At 70.0% G+C, this 15,521-nt stretch carries 12 protein-coding genes and 3 pseudogenes; 12 read left to right on the top strand and 3 right to left on the bottom strand.

Annotation, left to right across the window (positions count from 1 at the left end; genetic code table 11):
• Position 1: 1 nt before the first annotated feature.
• On the bottom strand, positions 2-3,406 hold the full coding sequence (locus E3T40_RS01875; protein ID WP_134542530.1) for a DNA polymerase III subunit alpha: 3,405 nt from the start codon (positions 3,404-3,406) through the stop codon (positions 2-4).
• A gap of 149 nt (positions 3,407-3,555) precedes the next feature.
• On the opposite strand from E3T40_RS01875, the gene E3T40_RS01870 reads away from it, so the two are divergent.
• On the top strand, positions 3,556-4,713 hold the full coding sequence (locus E3T40_RS01870; RefSeq protein ID WP_134542529.1) for an AI-2E family transporter: 1,158 nt from the start codon (positions 3,556-3,558) through the stop codon (positions 4,711-4,713).
• A gap of 124 nt (positions 4,714-4,837) precedes the next feature.
• On the opposite strand, the gene E3T40_RS16585 is transcribed toward E3T40_RS01870, so the two are convergent.
• Positions 4,838-6,016: an acyl-CoA dehydrogenase family protein gene (locus E3T40_RS16585; protein ID WP_194088382.1), complete on the bottom strand. Its 1,179-nt coding sequence runs from the start codon at positions 6,014-6,016 to the stop codon at positions 4,838-4,840.
• Between the two features lie 66 nt (positions 6,017-6,082).
• Positions 6,083-7,123 (bottom strand): annotated as a pseudogene (locus E3T40_RS16580) (enoyl-CoA hydratase/isomerase family protein); the annotation flags it as partial.
• A gap of 240 nt (positions 7,124-7,363) precedes the next feature.
• Here E3T40_RS16580 and E3T40_RS01860 point away from each other — a divergent pair.
• The 11 genes and pseudogenes from E3T40_RS01860 to E3T40_RS01815 form a co-directional block, all read left to right on the top strand.
• The gene (locus E3T40_RS01860) at positions 7,364-7,678 is read left to right on the top strand and encodes a hypothetical protein (RefSeq protein WP_134542528.1); all 315 of its coding nucleotides are present in this window, start codon (positions 7,364-7,366) and stop codon (positions 7,676-7,678) included.
• Between the two features lie 167 nt (positions 7,679-7,845).
• Positions 7,846-8,175, top strand: a complete 330-nt coding sequence (locus E3T40_RS01855) for a carboxymuconolactone decarboxylase family protein (RefSeq protein WP_104194636.1) — start codon at positions 7,846-7,848, stop codon at positions 8,173-8,175.
• Positions 8,176-8,192: 17 nt separating this feature from the next.
• Positions 8,193-9,011: a CoA transferase subunit A gene (locus E3T40_RS01850; RefSeq protein ID WP_134542527.1), complete on the top strand. Its 819-nt coding sequence runs from the start codon at positions 8,193-8,195 to the stop codon at positions 9,009-9,011.
• A 2-nt stretch (positions 9,012-9,013) separates the two neighbouring features.
• Positions 9,014-9,703: a CoA transferase subunit B gene (locus tag E3T40_RS01845; RefSeq protein ID WP_134542526.1), complete on the top strand. Its 690-nt coding sequence runs from the start codon at positions 9,014-9,016 to the stop codon at positions 9,701-9,703.
• A 91-nt stretch (positions 9,704-9,794) separates the two neighbouring features.
• Positions 9,795-10,031: pseudogene (locus E3T40_RS17460) on the top strand (acetyl-CoA C-acyltransferase); the annotation flags it as partial.
• Positions 10,032-10,180: 149 nt separating this feature from the next.
• A complete protein-coding gene (locus E3T40_RS17250) occupies positions 10,181-10,630 on the top strand; it encodes a hypothetical protein (protein ID WP_255453788.1) in 450 nt (149 codons plus the stop codon).
• A 37-nt stretch (positions 10,631-10,667) separates the two neighbouring features.
• The gene (locus E3T40_RS01835; RefSeq protein WP_158252134.1) at positions 10,668-11,945 is read left to right on the top strand and encodes a serine hydrolase; all 1,278 of its coding nucleotides are present in this window, start codon (positions 10,668-10,670) and stop codon (positions 11,943-11,945) included.
• Positions 11,946-12,271: 326 nt separating this feature from the next.
• On the top strand, positions 12,272-12,721 hold the full coding sequence (locus E3T40_RS01830) for a molybdenum cofactor biosynthesis protein MoaE (RefSeq protein ID WP_104101383.1): 450 nt from the start codon (positions 12,272-12,274) through the stop codon (positions 12,719-12,721).
• Positions 12,722-12,838: 117 nt separating this feature from the next.
• Entirely contained in the window at positions 12,839-13,129 is a 291-nt protein-coding gene (locus tag E3T40_RS01825) for a DUF2249 domain-containing protein (RefSeq protein ID WP_104101381.1), read from the top strand.
• 22 nt (positions 13,130-13,151) lie between these two features.
• Positions 13,152-14,258 carry a hypothetical protein gene (locus E3T40_RS01820; RefSeq protein ID WP_104170160.1) on the top strand — a complete coding sequence of 369 codons (1,107 nt, stop codon included), beginning with the start codon at positions 13,152-13,154 and terminating at the stop codon, positions 14,256-14,258.
• Positions 14,255-15,521 (top strand): annotated as a pseudogene (locus E3T40_RS01815) (copper oxidase); the annotation flags it as partial. The gene E3T40_RS01820 and the pseudogene E3T40_RS01815, both read left to right, overlap by 4 nt.

The raw sequence follows: 15,521 nt of genomic DNA, 5'->3' as shown, positions 1-15,521 counted from the left end.
GTCAGGCGGTGCGTCGGGGCCATAGATGGTGCACATTCGTGGTCGCCATGGCCGCCAGGTCCTCGGCCAGTTCGTCGGCCAGGTCGTGGGCGCGGTCGGCGTTCCGGGCGGCCGCCTCGCCCGCGTGACGCAGCTTGACCCGGCGGGCGACATCCGTGAGATCCCACAGGTTCTCGCCCGTGACGGAGACGCCCTTCGCGCCGGACCGACGGGTGCGGCCGCGCACCAGCAGCTGGCCGGTGTGGAACACCGGGCCGCCGATGCGCTCCTGGGCGTCGTGGAAGAACACGACGTTCGAGACCGGTCCGGTGCCGTCGTCGAGGCTGACGAAGACCACCCGGCGCCCGTTTCGCATCGGCGGCGTGTTCGTGGCTCGGCGCACCCCGGCCAGGAGCACCTCGGTGCCGCCGGGCAGGTTGATCAGCTCGGAGGCCGGCGTAACGCCCAGCTCCGTGAACAGCGGGTAGAACCGGGCCATCTGGTGCCCGGACACCGCCAGGCCCAGATCCCTGAGTTCGAGGTCGGTCTGGCTGCGGCCGCGCAGCTCGAGCGAGGTCACCGCGTTGAACCGGGACCCCTCGTATTCGAGCACCGGCAGAGGCACGTCGAAGGCGAGCTGGTCGTCGTGGATGGTGACCGCTGTGCCGCGGAGAGACTGGATGTGGGCGAGCAGCTCGTGCCGACGGGTGCGGTCGTACCCGATGAAGCTGTCGAGCGCTCCCACCCGGGCGAGCGCCTCGAACGTGCTGCGCCGCGGGCGCACCCGGTCCCGGAAGTCCTGCAGCGAGGTGAACGGCTGGTGGCGCACGATGCGGGCGCGTTCGGCGGCCGTGCAGCCGGAGAGTTCCGGCAGGGCGAGACGGATGCCGCGCCGGCCGCCGTCGGACTGCTCGCCGTCGATCTGCTCCACCCGGTAGTCGAGGGCGCTGTGTTGCACGTCCAGGCCCAGTACCGGCACGCCGAGCAGCCGAGCCTCGGCCACGATCAGGTCTTTCGGCCACATACCGGGGGCGTGGGTGAGGAGTCCGGCCAGGAACACCGCGGGGTGGTGGGTCTTGAGCCAGGCGGACTGGTAGGTGGGCAGGGCGAACGCCGCCCCGTGCGCCTTGGCGAAACCGAAACTGCCGAACCCGGCGAGCACCGTCCAGGCGCGGTCGATCACGGCGGGGGTGAACCCGCGCTCGAGGGCACGCATCCGCACGTACTCCTCGATCCGGGGAAGCTGCTCCGGTTTGCCAAGGTGGCGGCGGAAGACATCCGCTCGGCCGAGCCCGCAGCCGGTGAGTTCGTCGAACAGGCGCATCACCTGCTCGTGGAAGATCACCACACCCTGCGTCTCTCGGAGGAACGGCTCGAACCGAGGGTGGATGTAGTCGGGCATCACCTCCCCATGCCGGGCCTGAAGGTATTTCAGGGGCATGTTGTTCTGCATCGGCCCGGGCCGGAACAGGGAGATCTCCACGGTGAGGTCGTTGAACACCTCGGGCTGCAGCTTGCCGACCAGCTCCATCTGGCCGGGAGATTCGATCTGGAAGATGCCGAGGGTGCGAGTGGAGCGGATCAGTTCGAAGGTGTCCGGGTCGTTCAGTGGGATTCGGTCGAGGTCAATGGTCTCGCCCGACAATCGGTGATGTTCCTCGACGGCGTGGGCCATGGCCGACTGCATGCGCACACCGAGGATGTCCAGCTTGATCAGGCCCATCGGGTCCATGTCGTGCTTGTCGAACTGGGACATGGGCAGCCCCATGCCGGATGCCTGCACCGGGGTGCGGTCGAGCAGGGAGGCGTCGGAGAGGATGACGCCGCAGGGGTGCACGGAGATGTGCCGGGGAAGCCGGTCGAGTTTGGCGGTCAGGTCGACCAGCAGGTCGAGCTGCGAGGAGGCGCGCACCTCGGCGGCCAACGGCTCGAGCTCGGGCTTCTCGGCCAGGGCGCGGCGGAAGTCGCGCGCGTTGAAGCGCCACATCTGCTTGGCCACCGCGGCCACCTGCTCGTGATTCATGCCGAGGGCCAGGCCGGCGTCGCGCACGGCCCCGCGGCCGCGGTAGGCGTTCGTCATGGACATCAGCGACACCCGATCGCTGCCGAAGGTGTCGAAGAGCGTGCGATAGACGTCGTGCCTTCTGGCGGACTCGACGTCGAGGTCGATGTCGGGCAGGGTCTGCCGCTCGGGGGAGAGGAACCGCTCCCAGAGCAGCCCGTTGGAGATGGGCTCGACGGAGGAGGTGTGCAGGGCGTAGTTGAGCACCGAGCCCACCCCGGACCCGCGCGCCTGGATGCGGATGCCCATCTCCCGGATGATGTCCGCCACCCGGGCGACGGTGAGGAAGTAGCCGGCGAAACCGAGGTGCTCCACCGTCTTCAGCTCGTGCACGAGACGTGCGTGCGCAGCATCCGCCAGCGACCGGCCCGCCGGCGACGTGACGGGGTAGCGGTCGTCGATGCCGGCCCGGGCCCGGGCGTGCAGCTCGGTCAGCGGGTCGCCGCTGACGCCGATGATGCGTGCCTCCGGCATGCGCGGGTGACCCAGGCCGATGTCGGAGTCCGGGTCGAGGCTGCACCGCTCGGCAAGCTGCTCGGTGTCGCGGAACAGTCGGTCGACGGCGCCGTCGTCGTGCAGCCCGGCGTCGACGACCATGCGCGCCACCTGCCTCATGGCGACTTCGGGTTTCAGCCAGGCCTGGCCGTTGGTCTGCAGCTGCTCCAGGTTCGCCAGCGCCGTCAGGGTGCGGGCCGCGTCGGCCAGGTCGGCGGTGACGGCCTCGTCGGGGGTGCCGTAGCGCACGGCGTTGGTGAGCACGGCGGGCAGCGCGGCGTGCTCGAAGAGGGCGAGCATGCGGGTGGCCGGCGTCACGCTGCCGGGAGTCCCCGGCGCCGCCAGATGGCAGACGATTTCACCCACCACCGACTGCGGCGGCAGGGCGCGCAGCCACGCGGTGAGGCAGGCCCCGGCCGCGTCGGTGTCGCGGCGCTCGACCGATTGGCCCACATCGGAGGTAGGGCCGAGCAGCACGGTGAGGCAGCGCAGTCCGGCCAGCTCGGCGAGGTGCGAGCGGGCGATGCTGGGGCGCCCCGACGCGCTGTGCGCGGCGCTGTTGTGGGCGGCGCTGACCGCGCGGCAGAGGGCCGCATAGCCACGACCGTTCATATCACCATGGGCGAGCACCACGATCCGGCCCAACGGATGCCCGTCGTCGTCGTGCACCGCGAGGTCGGCGCCCAGCCCCGGCCGGATGCCCGCGGCCGCGCAGGCGCGCACGTGCTTGACCGCGCCGTAGAGACCGTCCCGGTCGGTGAGGGCCAGGAAGGAGCCGTTCTGCGCCTGCGTCTGCTCCACCAGCGCCTGGGGGAGAGTAACGCCGAAGTGCGTGGAGTAGGCGCTCGCGACGTGGAGGTGTGCGAACATGTGTGTACTCCTCTGGCGGGCAGGTCGATGGGTGATAGATAGAACAAATGTTCGATGTAGGGAGTGTACGTCACACGGCCGACACGCGCTACCGGCAGTCTGGCTAGGCTAGGTGGCTCAGCCGTCGTTCGCCTCGTTTGGAGATCCCCATGACCACGCCCACTTCGTCCTGGACGGACTATCTCGGCCGTGCCGCCATCCGCTCCGGTCAGGCCCTGCTGGTCCTCGCCCTGCTGGTGGTGGCCATCTACGGGATCACGCAGCTCAAGCTGGTCTTCACCCCGCTCCTGATCGCCCTGATCGTGGCGTCGGCGCTGCGCCCCTTCATGCGGTTCCTGCTGGCCCGGGGGGCGAACGAATCCCTTGCCGCGGCGATCACCCTGATCTTGAGCGTCGCGGTCTTCGGTGGCGTCGTCACCCTCGTGGTGTTCGGCATCCGTGGCGAGTGGGACACCCTCTTCACCTCGGCCAGCGAGGGGCTCGACAGCCTGCAGGAACTGCTCACCAGCGGCACGCTGCCGATCGATTCCGCTCAGATCGATTCGGTGCGCGAGTCGGTCATCGACTTCGCCACCAGCAGCCAGTTCGGGTCCGGGGCCCTGGTCGGGGTCTCCGTGGCCGCCGAGATCGTGGCCGGCGTGGTGCTCGGCCTCGTCGTGCTCTTCTATTTCCTGAAGGACGGCCCCCGCATTTGGAGCTTCCTCATCCAGCCGCTCGCCGGCAAGCGGCTCGAGCGGGCCGTACGCGTCGGCGTGAGCAGCGTCGAGGTATTCGGCAACTACGTGCGCGGCACGGCGATCGTCGCGTTCGTCGACGCCCTGTTCATCGGGATCGGACTGTGGATCCTGCAGGTTCCGCTGGCGCTGCCGCTCGCCGTCATCGTCTTCGTCGGCGCCTTCATCCCCATCGTCGGGGCGACGGCCGCCGGCATCCTGGCCGCACTGGTGGCCCTCGTCACGAACGACCTGACCACCGCCATCATCGTGGTCGCGATCGTGGTCGCAGTCAACCAGCTCGAGGGCAACTTCCTGTCCCCGGTGGTGCTCGGCAAGTCACTGCGCCTGCACGGCCTGGTGATCCTGCTGGCACTGACGGCCGGCACGATCCTGGGCGGCATCGTCGGCGCGGTCATCTCGGTGCCGATCGCCGCCGTGGGCTGGGCCGTCATCAAGGCCTGGAACGTTCCCACGCCGCCGGTTCCGGTAACGCCGGTTCCGGTGCCGCCGGTCGCGCCGGTTGAATCGGCCCCGCCTGCCCCGCCTGCCCCGCCTGCCCCGCCGCTCGGGGCGGCCGGCGCGAAACCCTAGCCGATGCGCGCCAGGTTCGGTGTTGAACCAATTCGACGGAGATTCTCGTTCACAACTGCCTTTTCGGAGTTTTCAGGGCCGATTCGGGCAGAATCTCCGTCGAATTCGTTCGGGCGAGCGGTGATCAGCTGAAGGCGGAGATGCCGGTCACGGCCCGGCCGACCAACAGCGCGTTGATCTCGTAGCTGCCCTCGTAGGAGTAGATCGCCTCGGCGTCGGCGAAGATCTTGGCCATCTCGTACCGGGTGCTGATGCCGTTGCCGCCGAGCAGACCGCGGCCCAGGGCCACCGTTTCGCGCATCCGGGTCGTGCAGGTCGCCTTCGCGAGGGCCGCCTGGTCCATCGTGAGCCGCCCGCTCTCCTGCAGTCGCGCCATCTGCACCATCAGCGACAGCGACAGGGTGGCGTTGCCGATCATGCGGGAGAGCTGCTCCTGCGCCAGCTGGAAGGATGCGATGGGCATGCCGAACTGGCGCCGCTCCAATGCATAGGCGCGGGCCACGTCGAAGGCGGCGAGCTGCTGGCCGACCGCCTGCCACGACACCCAGATCCGCGAGTTCCGGAGCAGCACGTTCGTGTCCTGAAAGCTCCGGCTGCCCGGCAGCCAGTTCGTGTACGGGATCCGCACCTCCGTGAGGGTGATGTCGGCGTTCTGCACGATCCGCACCGCGATCTTGTTCTCGATCGGGGTGGCCGTGAACCCGGGCCGCTCCGTCTCGACGATGAATCCCTTGATCTGCCCGTCCGCGGTGTCCCGGGCCCAGACCAGCACGTAGTCGGCCATGGCGCCGTTGCCGATCCAGCGTTTGGTGCCGTTGAGCACCCACTCGTCGCCGCTGCGGGTGGCCGTGGTCTCCATCATGCGGGAGATGTCGGAGCCGTGATCCGGTTCCGTCAGGGCGAAGGCCCCGATCTTATCCAGGGCCAGGAGGCCCGGCAGCAGACGTTCCCGCTGCTCGGGTGAGCCGAGCTCGTCGATGGCGGCGGCGAACAGCTCGTGGTGCACGCCGTAGAACGTGGAGATCGAGGTGTCGGCCCGGGTCAGCTCCATCTGCAGCAGCCCCGTGAGCAGATGGCTGGTCGCGGCAGCACCGGTCGCGGCGAGGTTCTGCGCGGCGAGGCGGGGCAGCAGCTCGAACGGGAACGCGGCGCGGTTCCAGTAGTCCACGGCGAGAGGGCGCACCTCGGCCTGATAGAACGATCGCGCCGCGGCCAGCCGCGCGCGCTCACCCGGGGTGAGCAGATCGGTGACGAAGATCAGGTCGGCGTCGACGTAGGGCACCTCGCCCAGCCCGAGCCCCATTCCGAGCCCCAGCTCGAGCCCCAATCCGAGCCCCAGCTCGAGCCCCAATCCGAGCCCCAGCTCCTGCGCGCCGAGCGGCGCGAAGAACGCGACGACGGATGCCTCCGTCACCTCGCCGAGGCCGGCCGGCGACCACCGGGGGCTGCGGTCCTTGTCGATCACCTGGGCCCGGATGCCCTCCTGCAGCTCGCTCCGCTGCAGGAAACGGAGCGTCACCCGGTACTCCTGATCGAGCGCCTCGTCGAGGCTCGGGAGCCGCCGGGCCCGGCGCAGCGAGGCCAGGGTGACCGCGAGTGCGGTCGGCGACCTCGTGAGGATGAGGGCGGCGGCGTCGCGGGCGGCTTCCACCGGGGAACGCCGCAGGGCGGCGACGATCTCGCCCACGTCATCGGACGCGTAGCACTCGTCGATCCAGTGCCGCTGGGCGAGGAGGACGGAGGCCGGGGGAGTCTCGGCCAGGGCGCGCACCGCCTCGGCCGCGTCGGTCTCGGCCAGGGTGCGGGCCAGGGCAGGGAGCCGGTCGCTCGGCACGAAGTGGTCGGCCAGGCCCAGTGCGATGGCGTCGGACCCGGAGACCAGGGCGGCGGTCAGGGCGAGGTGGGTGCCGAGCTCACCGGGGGCATGGGACAACAGCCAGCTTCCGCCGACGTCGGGTACGAAGCCGATCGCGGTCTCCGGCATCCCCAGCCGCGTGCGCTCGGTCACGATCCGGGTGTTCGCATGGCCGGAGACGCCGACCCCGCCGCCGAGAACGACGCCGTCCATCACGGCCAGGTACGGTTTGGCGAACCGGTGGATCTGCGCGTTCAGATGGTACTCGTCGGCGAAGAACCGGGCGGCCTCGGCGTCAGCGTCCGCTCGATCGTCCGCGCCGGCGTCCGCACTGCGGTAGATCGCCACGATGTCGCCCCCGGCGCAGAGGCCCCGGCCGCCGCTACCGGTCAGCAGAACGGTCTCGACCTGACCGTCGACGGCCCAGTCGGTCAGCACCGCGGACATCCGTCGGATCATCGCGTGGGTCAGGGCGTTCAGGGCCGCCGGGCGGTTCAGGATGATCTGGGCGAGCCGCCCGTCGCGGCGCAGCAGAATGTCCGGCCGGTCATCCATGAGCTCGAGCATGGACCCCACGCTACCGGCACGGACTCAGATCGTTCGGAAGCGACTCCGCAGCGACTCAGAAGCGGGCGAGCTGCTCCGCCTTGTTGGCGTCGAATTCGGCGTCGGTGACGGTCCCCGCGGCGCGCCGGCCCGGGCGATGGCCATGGCGAGTTTGATCGTGAGCACATTCGCGTTGACGTCGCGGGCGCGGCCTCGCTGGCGGCCCGGCTCGACGTGGACCCGGAACGGATGCGCAGCAACCTCGACCTCACCGACGGCCTGGTGTTCAGCGAACGGGTGACCACCCTGCTCGCGGAGGCCCTCGGCAAGGCCGCCGCGTTCGCCCTCGTGCAGCGCGCGTCGGAGGAGTGCTACCGCACCAACCGCCCGCTGCGGGTGGTGCTCTCCGCCCTGATCACCGCGGGGGGACATCCCGAGGAGCTCCGATCGCGGGCCTGGCCCGCGTTCGATGACGACCTCAGCCTCAGGCAGACGGACGCCGGAATCGACCGGGTGCTCGCCCGGTACCTCGAATCCACCGCGAGCAAGGGGACCTCACTATGACCCAGCCCATTATCCGCGGCACGGTCACGCCGGCACCGGCACCGGCCGTCGGCGCGCTACCCCTGCTCGTGCTCGGCCCGTCGCTGAGGTCGCCGACGCGGTGATCACCCTGGTCGACTCGGTCGGCGGGGGAGCCTTCCACTACGCCGGGGTGTCGTTCGGCGGCGCTGTCGGACTCGAACTGGCCCTGCACCACCCCGGAGACGGCGGATTTCCAGGACTTCATCACCCGCTATGCCTGGGGGGAGATCTGGACCAGGCCCGGCCTCGATCGGCGCACCCGCAGCTTCCTGACCCTGGCCTGCCTGGTGACCGGCGGCCACGAACATGAACCGGGCATGCACGTGCGCGCGGCCCTGACCCATGGGCTGACCCGCGCGGAGATCATCGAGGCCATCCTGCACACCGCGATCTACGCGGGGGTGCCGGCGGCGAATTCCGCTCTGGCGGTGGCACGCGATACCTTCAAGACGATCGACATCGGCACCACGAACTGAAGCTGAAGGACCACTCCATGGACAAGACGTACTCCTCCGCCGCGGCTGCCGTCGCCGACATCCCGGATGGGGCCTCCCTCGCCGTCGGCGGCTTCGGCCTGGTCGGCGTCCCGATCCTGCTGATCCGGGCGCTCCTGGCCCAGGGCACCACCGACCTCCGGGTCGCATCCAACAACTGCGGCGTCGACGGCTGGGGGCTCGGCGAACTGCTGCGGGAAGGGCGGATCAGCCGGGTGATCGCCTCCTACATCGGCGAGAACAAGGACTTCGCCCGCCGCTATCTCGGCGGTGACATCGAGGTGGAACTGACCCCGCAGGGCACCCTGGCCGAGCGGCTCCGGGCCGGCGGCAGCGGAATCCCCGCCTTCTACACCGCCAGCGGCGTCGGCACCATGGTCGCCGAGGGCGGGCTGCCCTGGCGCTACGGGCCGGATGGGTCGGTGACGGTGTCGTCGCCGCCCAAGGAGACCCGCACCTTCGCGTCGCTCCGCGGCGGGGAGAAGGAGTACGTGCTCGAGGAGGCCATCGTCACCGACTTCGCCCTCGTTCGCGCGGCGAAGGGCGACCGGCACGGCAACCTCGTGTTCGAGAAGTCGGCCCGCAATTTCAACCCGGTCGCCGGCATGGCCGGTCGCATCACCATCGCCGAGGTCGACGAGCTGGTCGAGCCGGGGGAGCTCGATCCGGATGCCATCCACCTCGCCGGTATCTACGTGCACCGCATCGTGGCGCTCTCCGGCGCCGAGGCCGCCGACCTGCCGATCGAGAAGACCACCACCCGGCCGCGGCCCGTCGCATCCGTCGTATCCGTCGCATCCGTCGCAAAGGACAGCTGATCATGCCGTTGACCCGCAATGAAATGGCCGCGCGCGCCGCGCAGGAGCTCACCCCCGACAGCTATGTCAACCTCGGGATCGGGCTGCCCACGCTGATCCCCAACTTCCTGCCGGAGGGGGTGAACGTCATCCTGCATTCCGAGAACGGGGTGCTCGGGGTGGGACCGTACCCGTGGGAGGGCGAGGAGGACCCGAAGCTGATCAACGCCGGCAAGGAGACCATCACGGTCAACCCCGGTGCCAGCTACTTCGACTCCGCGCAGAGCTTCGGCATGATCCGCGGTGGAATGATCGATGTGGCCGTGCTTGGCGCGATGCAGGTCTCCGCCACCGGCGACATCGCCAACTGGGCCGTGCCCGGCAAGATGATCAAGGGTATGGGCGGTGCGATGGACCTCGTGCACGGCGCCGACACCGTGATCGTCGTGATGGAGCACACCGCGAAGAACGGCGACTTCAAGGTTGTGAACGAGTGCGGCCTGCCGCTGACCGGCAAGCGCGTCGTGACCCGCATCATCACCGACCTGGCCGTGATCGACGTGACGCCGGAGGGTCTTCTGCTGCGCGAGATCGCGCCGGGACTCACCGTGGCCGAGGTGCAGGCCGTCACCGAGGTGCCGCTGCTCGTGCCGGGGAAGCCGACCGTCATCCACACGCTCCTCTCCGCTCCGAACACGGTGGCCGCGTCGTGAGAGACGTCGTCATCTGCGAACCGCTACGCACCCCGATCGGCCGGTTCGGCGGCGTCTTCAGGGCGGTCGCGCCGGCCGACCTGACGCGGCCGTGATCACGGCGCTGATCGAACGCACCGGAGTCAACGGGGCCGTGGTCGACGACGCGATCCTCGGCCAGGGCTATCCCACCGCGGAGGCCGCCTCCGTGGCGCGCGTCGCCGCACTGAACGCCGGCCTGCCCGTGACGGTCGGCGGCGTGCAGGTGGACCGGCGATGCGGCTCAGGGCTACAGGCCATCCTCGACGCGGCTATTCAGGTGCAGACCGGTGTCAGCGACGTCGTCGTCGCCGGCGGGGTCGAATCGATGAGCCAGGCCCCGTTCTACACCGTCGACTCCCGCTTCGGTGTGGGCGGCGGCGCCGGAATCCTGCTCCGGGACGCGCTCAGCCGCGGCGCGAGATCGCCGGCGGGCGCCGCCACCCGGTACCCGGCGGCATGCTCGCTACCGATGAGAACCTGCGCCGCGAGTACGGCATCGGCCGCACCGAACAGGACGACCTGGCTCTCCGGTCGCAGGCGCGGGCATCCGTCGCCGTGGCCGATGGCCGGTTCGACGACGAAATCGTGCCGGTCACGGTGCCGGGCCGCACGGGCCCCGTCGTGGTCTCCGCCGACGAGACTCCGCGAGCCGACAGCAGCCTGACGGCTCTGGCCGGTCTCCGCCCGATCCTGCTAGGGACGGACGCCGACGCCACCGTCAACGCCAAAAACGCCAGCGGCCAGAACGACGCCGCGGCCGCGTGCATCGTGACTACCCCGGAACGGGCGGCCGAGGTCGGGCTGACCCACTGGTGCGGCTGGTCACATGGGCGCGCATCGGCGGCGGCCAGGGACTCGCCGCCATCTTCGAGCGGGTGTAGGGAGCCTGTCTCGCGCACGGGTTAGGCGCCCGAGCCCCGATGGGGCAAACTGGTGGAGAGCATTGGGGGATGCCATCACCAAGCCCACCACCCGTCGTCGTGCGCTGCTCGCACTCGGCGTCGCCGCAGCCGTCGTGCTGAGCGGCTGCACCGCGGGCCGGAACAGCGTCGACCAGAACAGCACGCCGATCGCGGCGGACATCGCCGGGCAGCTGGACGCGGCCGTGGGCGAGGCGATGGCGCTATCGGGTTCCTCCGGCGCTCTGGTCGGGGTCTGGTCCGCCGCCGGCGAATGGACCGTCGCGCACGGCACGACGGAAATCGGCGGTTCCGCCCCGATGACCAGCGGGATGCACTTCCGCATCGGCACCAACACCACGGCCATGACCTGCACGGTGCTGCTCCGGTTGGTCGACGAGGGAACCGTGACGCTCGACGACCCGGTCTCCACCTACCTGCCCCGCCTCGTCGGTGTGGCGGGCGTGACGCTCGGCCAGCTCTGCCAGGGCACTTCGGGGCTTGGGTCCTACAGTCCCGTTCTGGCCGGGGAGTTCGTGCACAACCCCCTGCGCACCTGGCCGGCGATGGAACTCGTCTCCCAGGGGCTGGCTACGCCCCGAACCGGTGCTCCGGGCAGCGTGTGGGGTCCCTCAAACACTGGAATCGTGCTGCTCGGGATGGCGCTCGAGCGGGCCACGGGCCGGCAGTGGTCGGCGCTCTACGATGAGCACATCTTCCATCCGCTCGGACTGCACGACACCTCATATCCTCACGCCGGCGATGTGGACCTCCCCACACCACACTCGCACGGCTACGCTGCCGCGGTGGGCGCCGACGGTCCGGTGTGCACGGCCATCACCGACAACACCCTGCTCTCCAATTCGATGAGCGGCGTGGCGGGCGGTGTCGTTTCGACGCTGGCCGACATGAGGACCTGGGCAGGCGCTCTCGCCGCGGGTGGTCTCTTGTCCGAGTCGTCGGCGAACGCCCAGTGGGACACCGTGAACGAAGACGTGACGACGCCGTCGTGGCAGCGCTACGGCCTCGGCGCGGAGCAGGTCGGGCCCCTTCGCGGGCGCACCGGATCGATCCCCGGATTCATCTCGGCGACCCTGGCGGATCCGGACCAGACCATGACCGTTGTGGTCATGCTGAACAACTCGAGCGCGGGTGACCAGTTCGCCCTGACACTGGCCCGTCAGCTGGCCGCCATCATCGCCGAGGCGCCGGCTGGGCGCGGGAACGAACCGTCGGTTGCGCTGCCCTGGACGGTTGCGCAGACCCGAGCCGAACTGGCTGCCGAGGCGGCCTGCCCGACTGTGGCAGAGATCGTCGGTTAGCTGAGTGGGCCGTAACCGTTCGGTGGTGTCGCTCGCCGTGCCCGCCGCGCGCCGCGGAACGGGGATGACCCTCGGTCGAGGTCGCAAGAGCCCGTGGACAGGCAGGCCACGCAGCGTGTGCGGTGGATCAGCTCGAGACCCCTGGCAGCCACCACGAGAATACGACCCGCGAGAGGGGCCGAACAAGACTCCGAGGCTGCTCAGCGGGCCTCGGCCTCAGATTTTTCAGCCCTCGATGCTCCGGGAACAGTGGAGTACGTTTCTCGTTCCGCTTCCGCGCGTAATCTGAATGTGTGAATTCAGCAGGAACGACTGACCGAAGCGGCGTGAATGAGAACGACGCGAACCCTGGCGAGGGTGCCGTCAACCAGGTGGCCACGGCGCCGCTCGACCTGGCCGCGCACGTTGCGGCCGTGTCGACCGGATCCTGCGGGGCCGTCGTGACCTTCATCGGCCAGGTGCGCGACCACGACCCCGACGCCGCCGGGCAGGTGACCGGCCTCGATTACAGCGCGCATCCGGATGCCGGCCGCATCCTGTCCGAGATCGTCGCCCGGTACTCCCGCGAGTACCCGCAGGTGAACCTGTCGGTCAGCCACCGCATCGGCCACCTCGACGTGGGCGACCTGGCCCTGGTCGCGGCCGCGGCCAGCGCCCACCGCGCCGTCGCATTCGAAGCCTGCGAACGCCTGGTGGAGACCGTCAAGCTCGAGGTGCCGATCTGGAAGAAGCAGTACGAGGTCGACGGGTCCACCGCCTGGGTGGGCCTGACCTGACCGGACCCGACGTGACCTGACGTGATCCGACCTGGTCTGATTCCGGAATAATTAACCGGACGTGTATCCTGTTTATTAGCGGCCGGCTCGGTCGTTCCACCGAGGAGGATGCATCCTATGACCGCCGAACCCATCACCCTGAGCAGCGCACACACCTGCAACTGCAACCATGACGACGCCGAGACCATCGTGCTCGACGGTCGCACCATCCCGCACGCGGTTCGCCACGCGGCCATTTTCGGCGCCCTGGAGGCCATCCAGCTCGGCTTCTCGCTGGACCTGATCGCCCCGCACGACCCGCTGCCCCTGCTGGCGCAGCTCGAGCAGGCACGCCCGGGAGCGTTCACCGTGTCGTACGTGGAGCGTGGCCCGGACGCCTGGCGCATCCGCTTCACCCGCGCCGCCTAGTCTCCCGGGATTCGACACCACCGTGCACGGCAACGGGCGACTGGCGTTTCTGCTGCTCGGCGGCCTCTCTCTGCTGGCCGGGCTCGACGGTGCGCTGCTCCTGCTGGGTTTCCCGGCGCCGGTCGTGACCGCGCGCCTGGCGGATGTGCACGGACCCCTGATGGTCTTCGGGTTCGTGGGAACCGTCGTCGTGCTCGAGCGGGCCGTCGCCGTGCGCCGGAACTGGGCCTACCTGTCGCCGGGGCTGCTGGGCCTCGGCGGCCTGTCACTCGTGTCGCCGCTTCCCCTGGTGGTCGGCCAGCTTGCCCTTGTGGCCGGGTCGGCCGTGTTGCTGGCCATCTACCGGGCGATCTGGCTCCGGCAGCCGTCGACGTCCGCCGCGGTGCAGGCGCTCGGTGCCCTGCTCGGTCTCACGGCCACCGTGCTGTGGCTCGGCGGCGTGCCCGTGCCTGTCCTGGTGCCCGCGATGACGCTCTACCTGGTGCTCACGATCGCCGGTGAGCGGCTCGAACTCGCGCGCATCTCGCCCTCCGTCGACCACCGCGCCGAAATGCGGATGCTGGCCGCCGGCCTGTTCCTGACCCTCGGCACGGTCGTCGCTCTCGTCTGGCCCCGGGTGGGCTACCCCGTTCTCGGGCTCGGGCTGCTCGGTCTCGTCGCCTGGCTGTTCCGGCACGACGTGGCGACCCGGCTCATCCGCAGCACCGGCCTGCCACGGTACATGGCCGCGTGCCTGCTGGCCGGCTACGGCTGGCTGCTCGTGGTGGGCGTCAGCTGGATCATCGTCGGCTCGAGCTTCTCCGGTCCCGGCTATGACGCCGTGCTGCACGCCGTCTTCCTCGGGTTCGTGATGTCGATGATCATGGCGCACGCCCCGACCATCCTGCCGGCCGTGCTGCGCCGGCCGCTGCCGTACCGGCCGGTGCTCTACCTGCCGGTGCTGCTGCTGCACGTCTCCCTGCTGGTGCGCATCCTTCTCGGTGACGCGCGCGACCTGCCGGCACTGGTGCAGTGGGGCGGCGTGGCCAACATCGTGGCCGTGCTCCTGTTCGTGCTGCTGGCCGTGATCTCGGTGGTGCGCGGCGTGCCGCGGCGCCAGCCAAACACCAAACTGAAAGTCACACCATGAACCGTCGACTGTGGCACCTCATCACCGGGCTCCTGACTCCGGCGTGGCTCCTTCTCACTCTCATCGCCGTGCTCATCCACCGCTTCATCCCGGTCGCGCCGTGGCTCATGGTGCACCTCCTGTTCCTGGGCGCCGTGAGCACCGCGATCCTGGTCTGGAGCCAGCACTTCGCCGACACCCTGCTCCGGCATCCGGCCCCCGGCGGCCGCGTCTCGCTCGGGGCGAGGCTCGGCGCGCACACCCTCGGAGCGGTGCTCGTGATCACCGGCATCGTCGGCGGCTGGTGGCCGGTCGTGCTTGCCGGCGGCATCCTGGTCGGCACGAATGCTCTCGCCCACGCCCTGCTGCTGTTCCGGCAGTCGCGGGGAGCGCTGCCGGGACGGTTCGCACCGCTCGTGCGCTACTACATTGCGGCCGGAATCGCCCTGGCCATCGGTGTGACCCTGGGCGTGCTGATGGCCCGAACCGATATCGATGGTGAGTCCGCGGAGCGGATGTACATCGCCCATGTCGGGTTCAACCTGCTCGGCTGGGTCGGCCTGACCGTGATTAGCACGGTGGCCCTGCTCTGGCCGACTGTGCTGCACGCCCGGGTGCAGACGACGCGCGCCTCCGCCCGCGGAACCCTGCCTCTGTTCCTGGCCGGCCTCGCTGTGCTCGGGATCGGCCTGCTGATCGACCAGCGCCTGGTCGCCGCCGCGGGTGTTCTGCTCTACCTCGTCGGCCTCGGCCTGGTGCTGGTTGAGGCCGTGCGTCTGGCCAGGCAGTCCCCGGCCGTCACCTTCGCCGGTTGGAGCATCGGTGCCGCCCTCACCTGGTTCTTCGCCTGCGTGCTCGGGTTCGGCCTGATCGTGACGTTCGCACCGAGCTGGGTAGCCGCGACCGACCGGCTCGGGCAGCTCGTGCCCGTGTTCGCGGTCGGTTTCGCCGCGCAGATCCTGCTCGGAGCCCTCAGCTACCTGGTGCCGGTCGTGCTCGGCGGCGGACCCTCGGTCTCGAAGGCCACGGCCGCCCTGCTCGATCGTGGCGCCCTGTTCCGGGTCATCGTCGTCAACGTCGGCCTGGTCCTCTATCTGCTGCCGGTGCCCAGCCTGGTGAAGGTCACGGTCTCGCTGCTCGTCGTCGGCACGCTCGCCTCCTTTCTGGTCCTGATGCCGCGGGCGCTGCGGCAGAACCGCCGGCTGCGCCGGGCGACGGATGCGACGGCTCCGCCGGCCCGGCCGGCTCCACCGGTCGCCGCGGCGCAGCCCAGCCGCACCGGCG

Origin of the sequence: Cryobacterium sp. TMT1-19 (genome assembly GCF_004403055.1) — a bacterium.
In the GTDB taxonomy this organism is placed as follows: Bacteria; Actinomycetota; Actinomycetes; order Actinomycetales; family Microbacteriaceae; genus Cryobacterium; species Cryobacterium sandaracinum.
The sequence above is the reverse complement of the archived record's forward strand: the minus strand, read 5'-3'. Positions and strand labels throughout refer to the sequence as shown.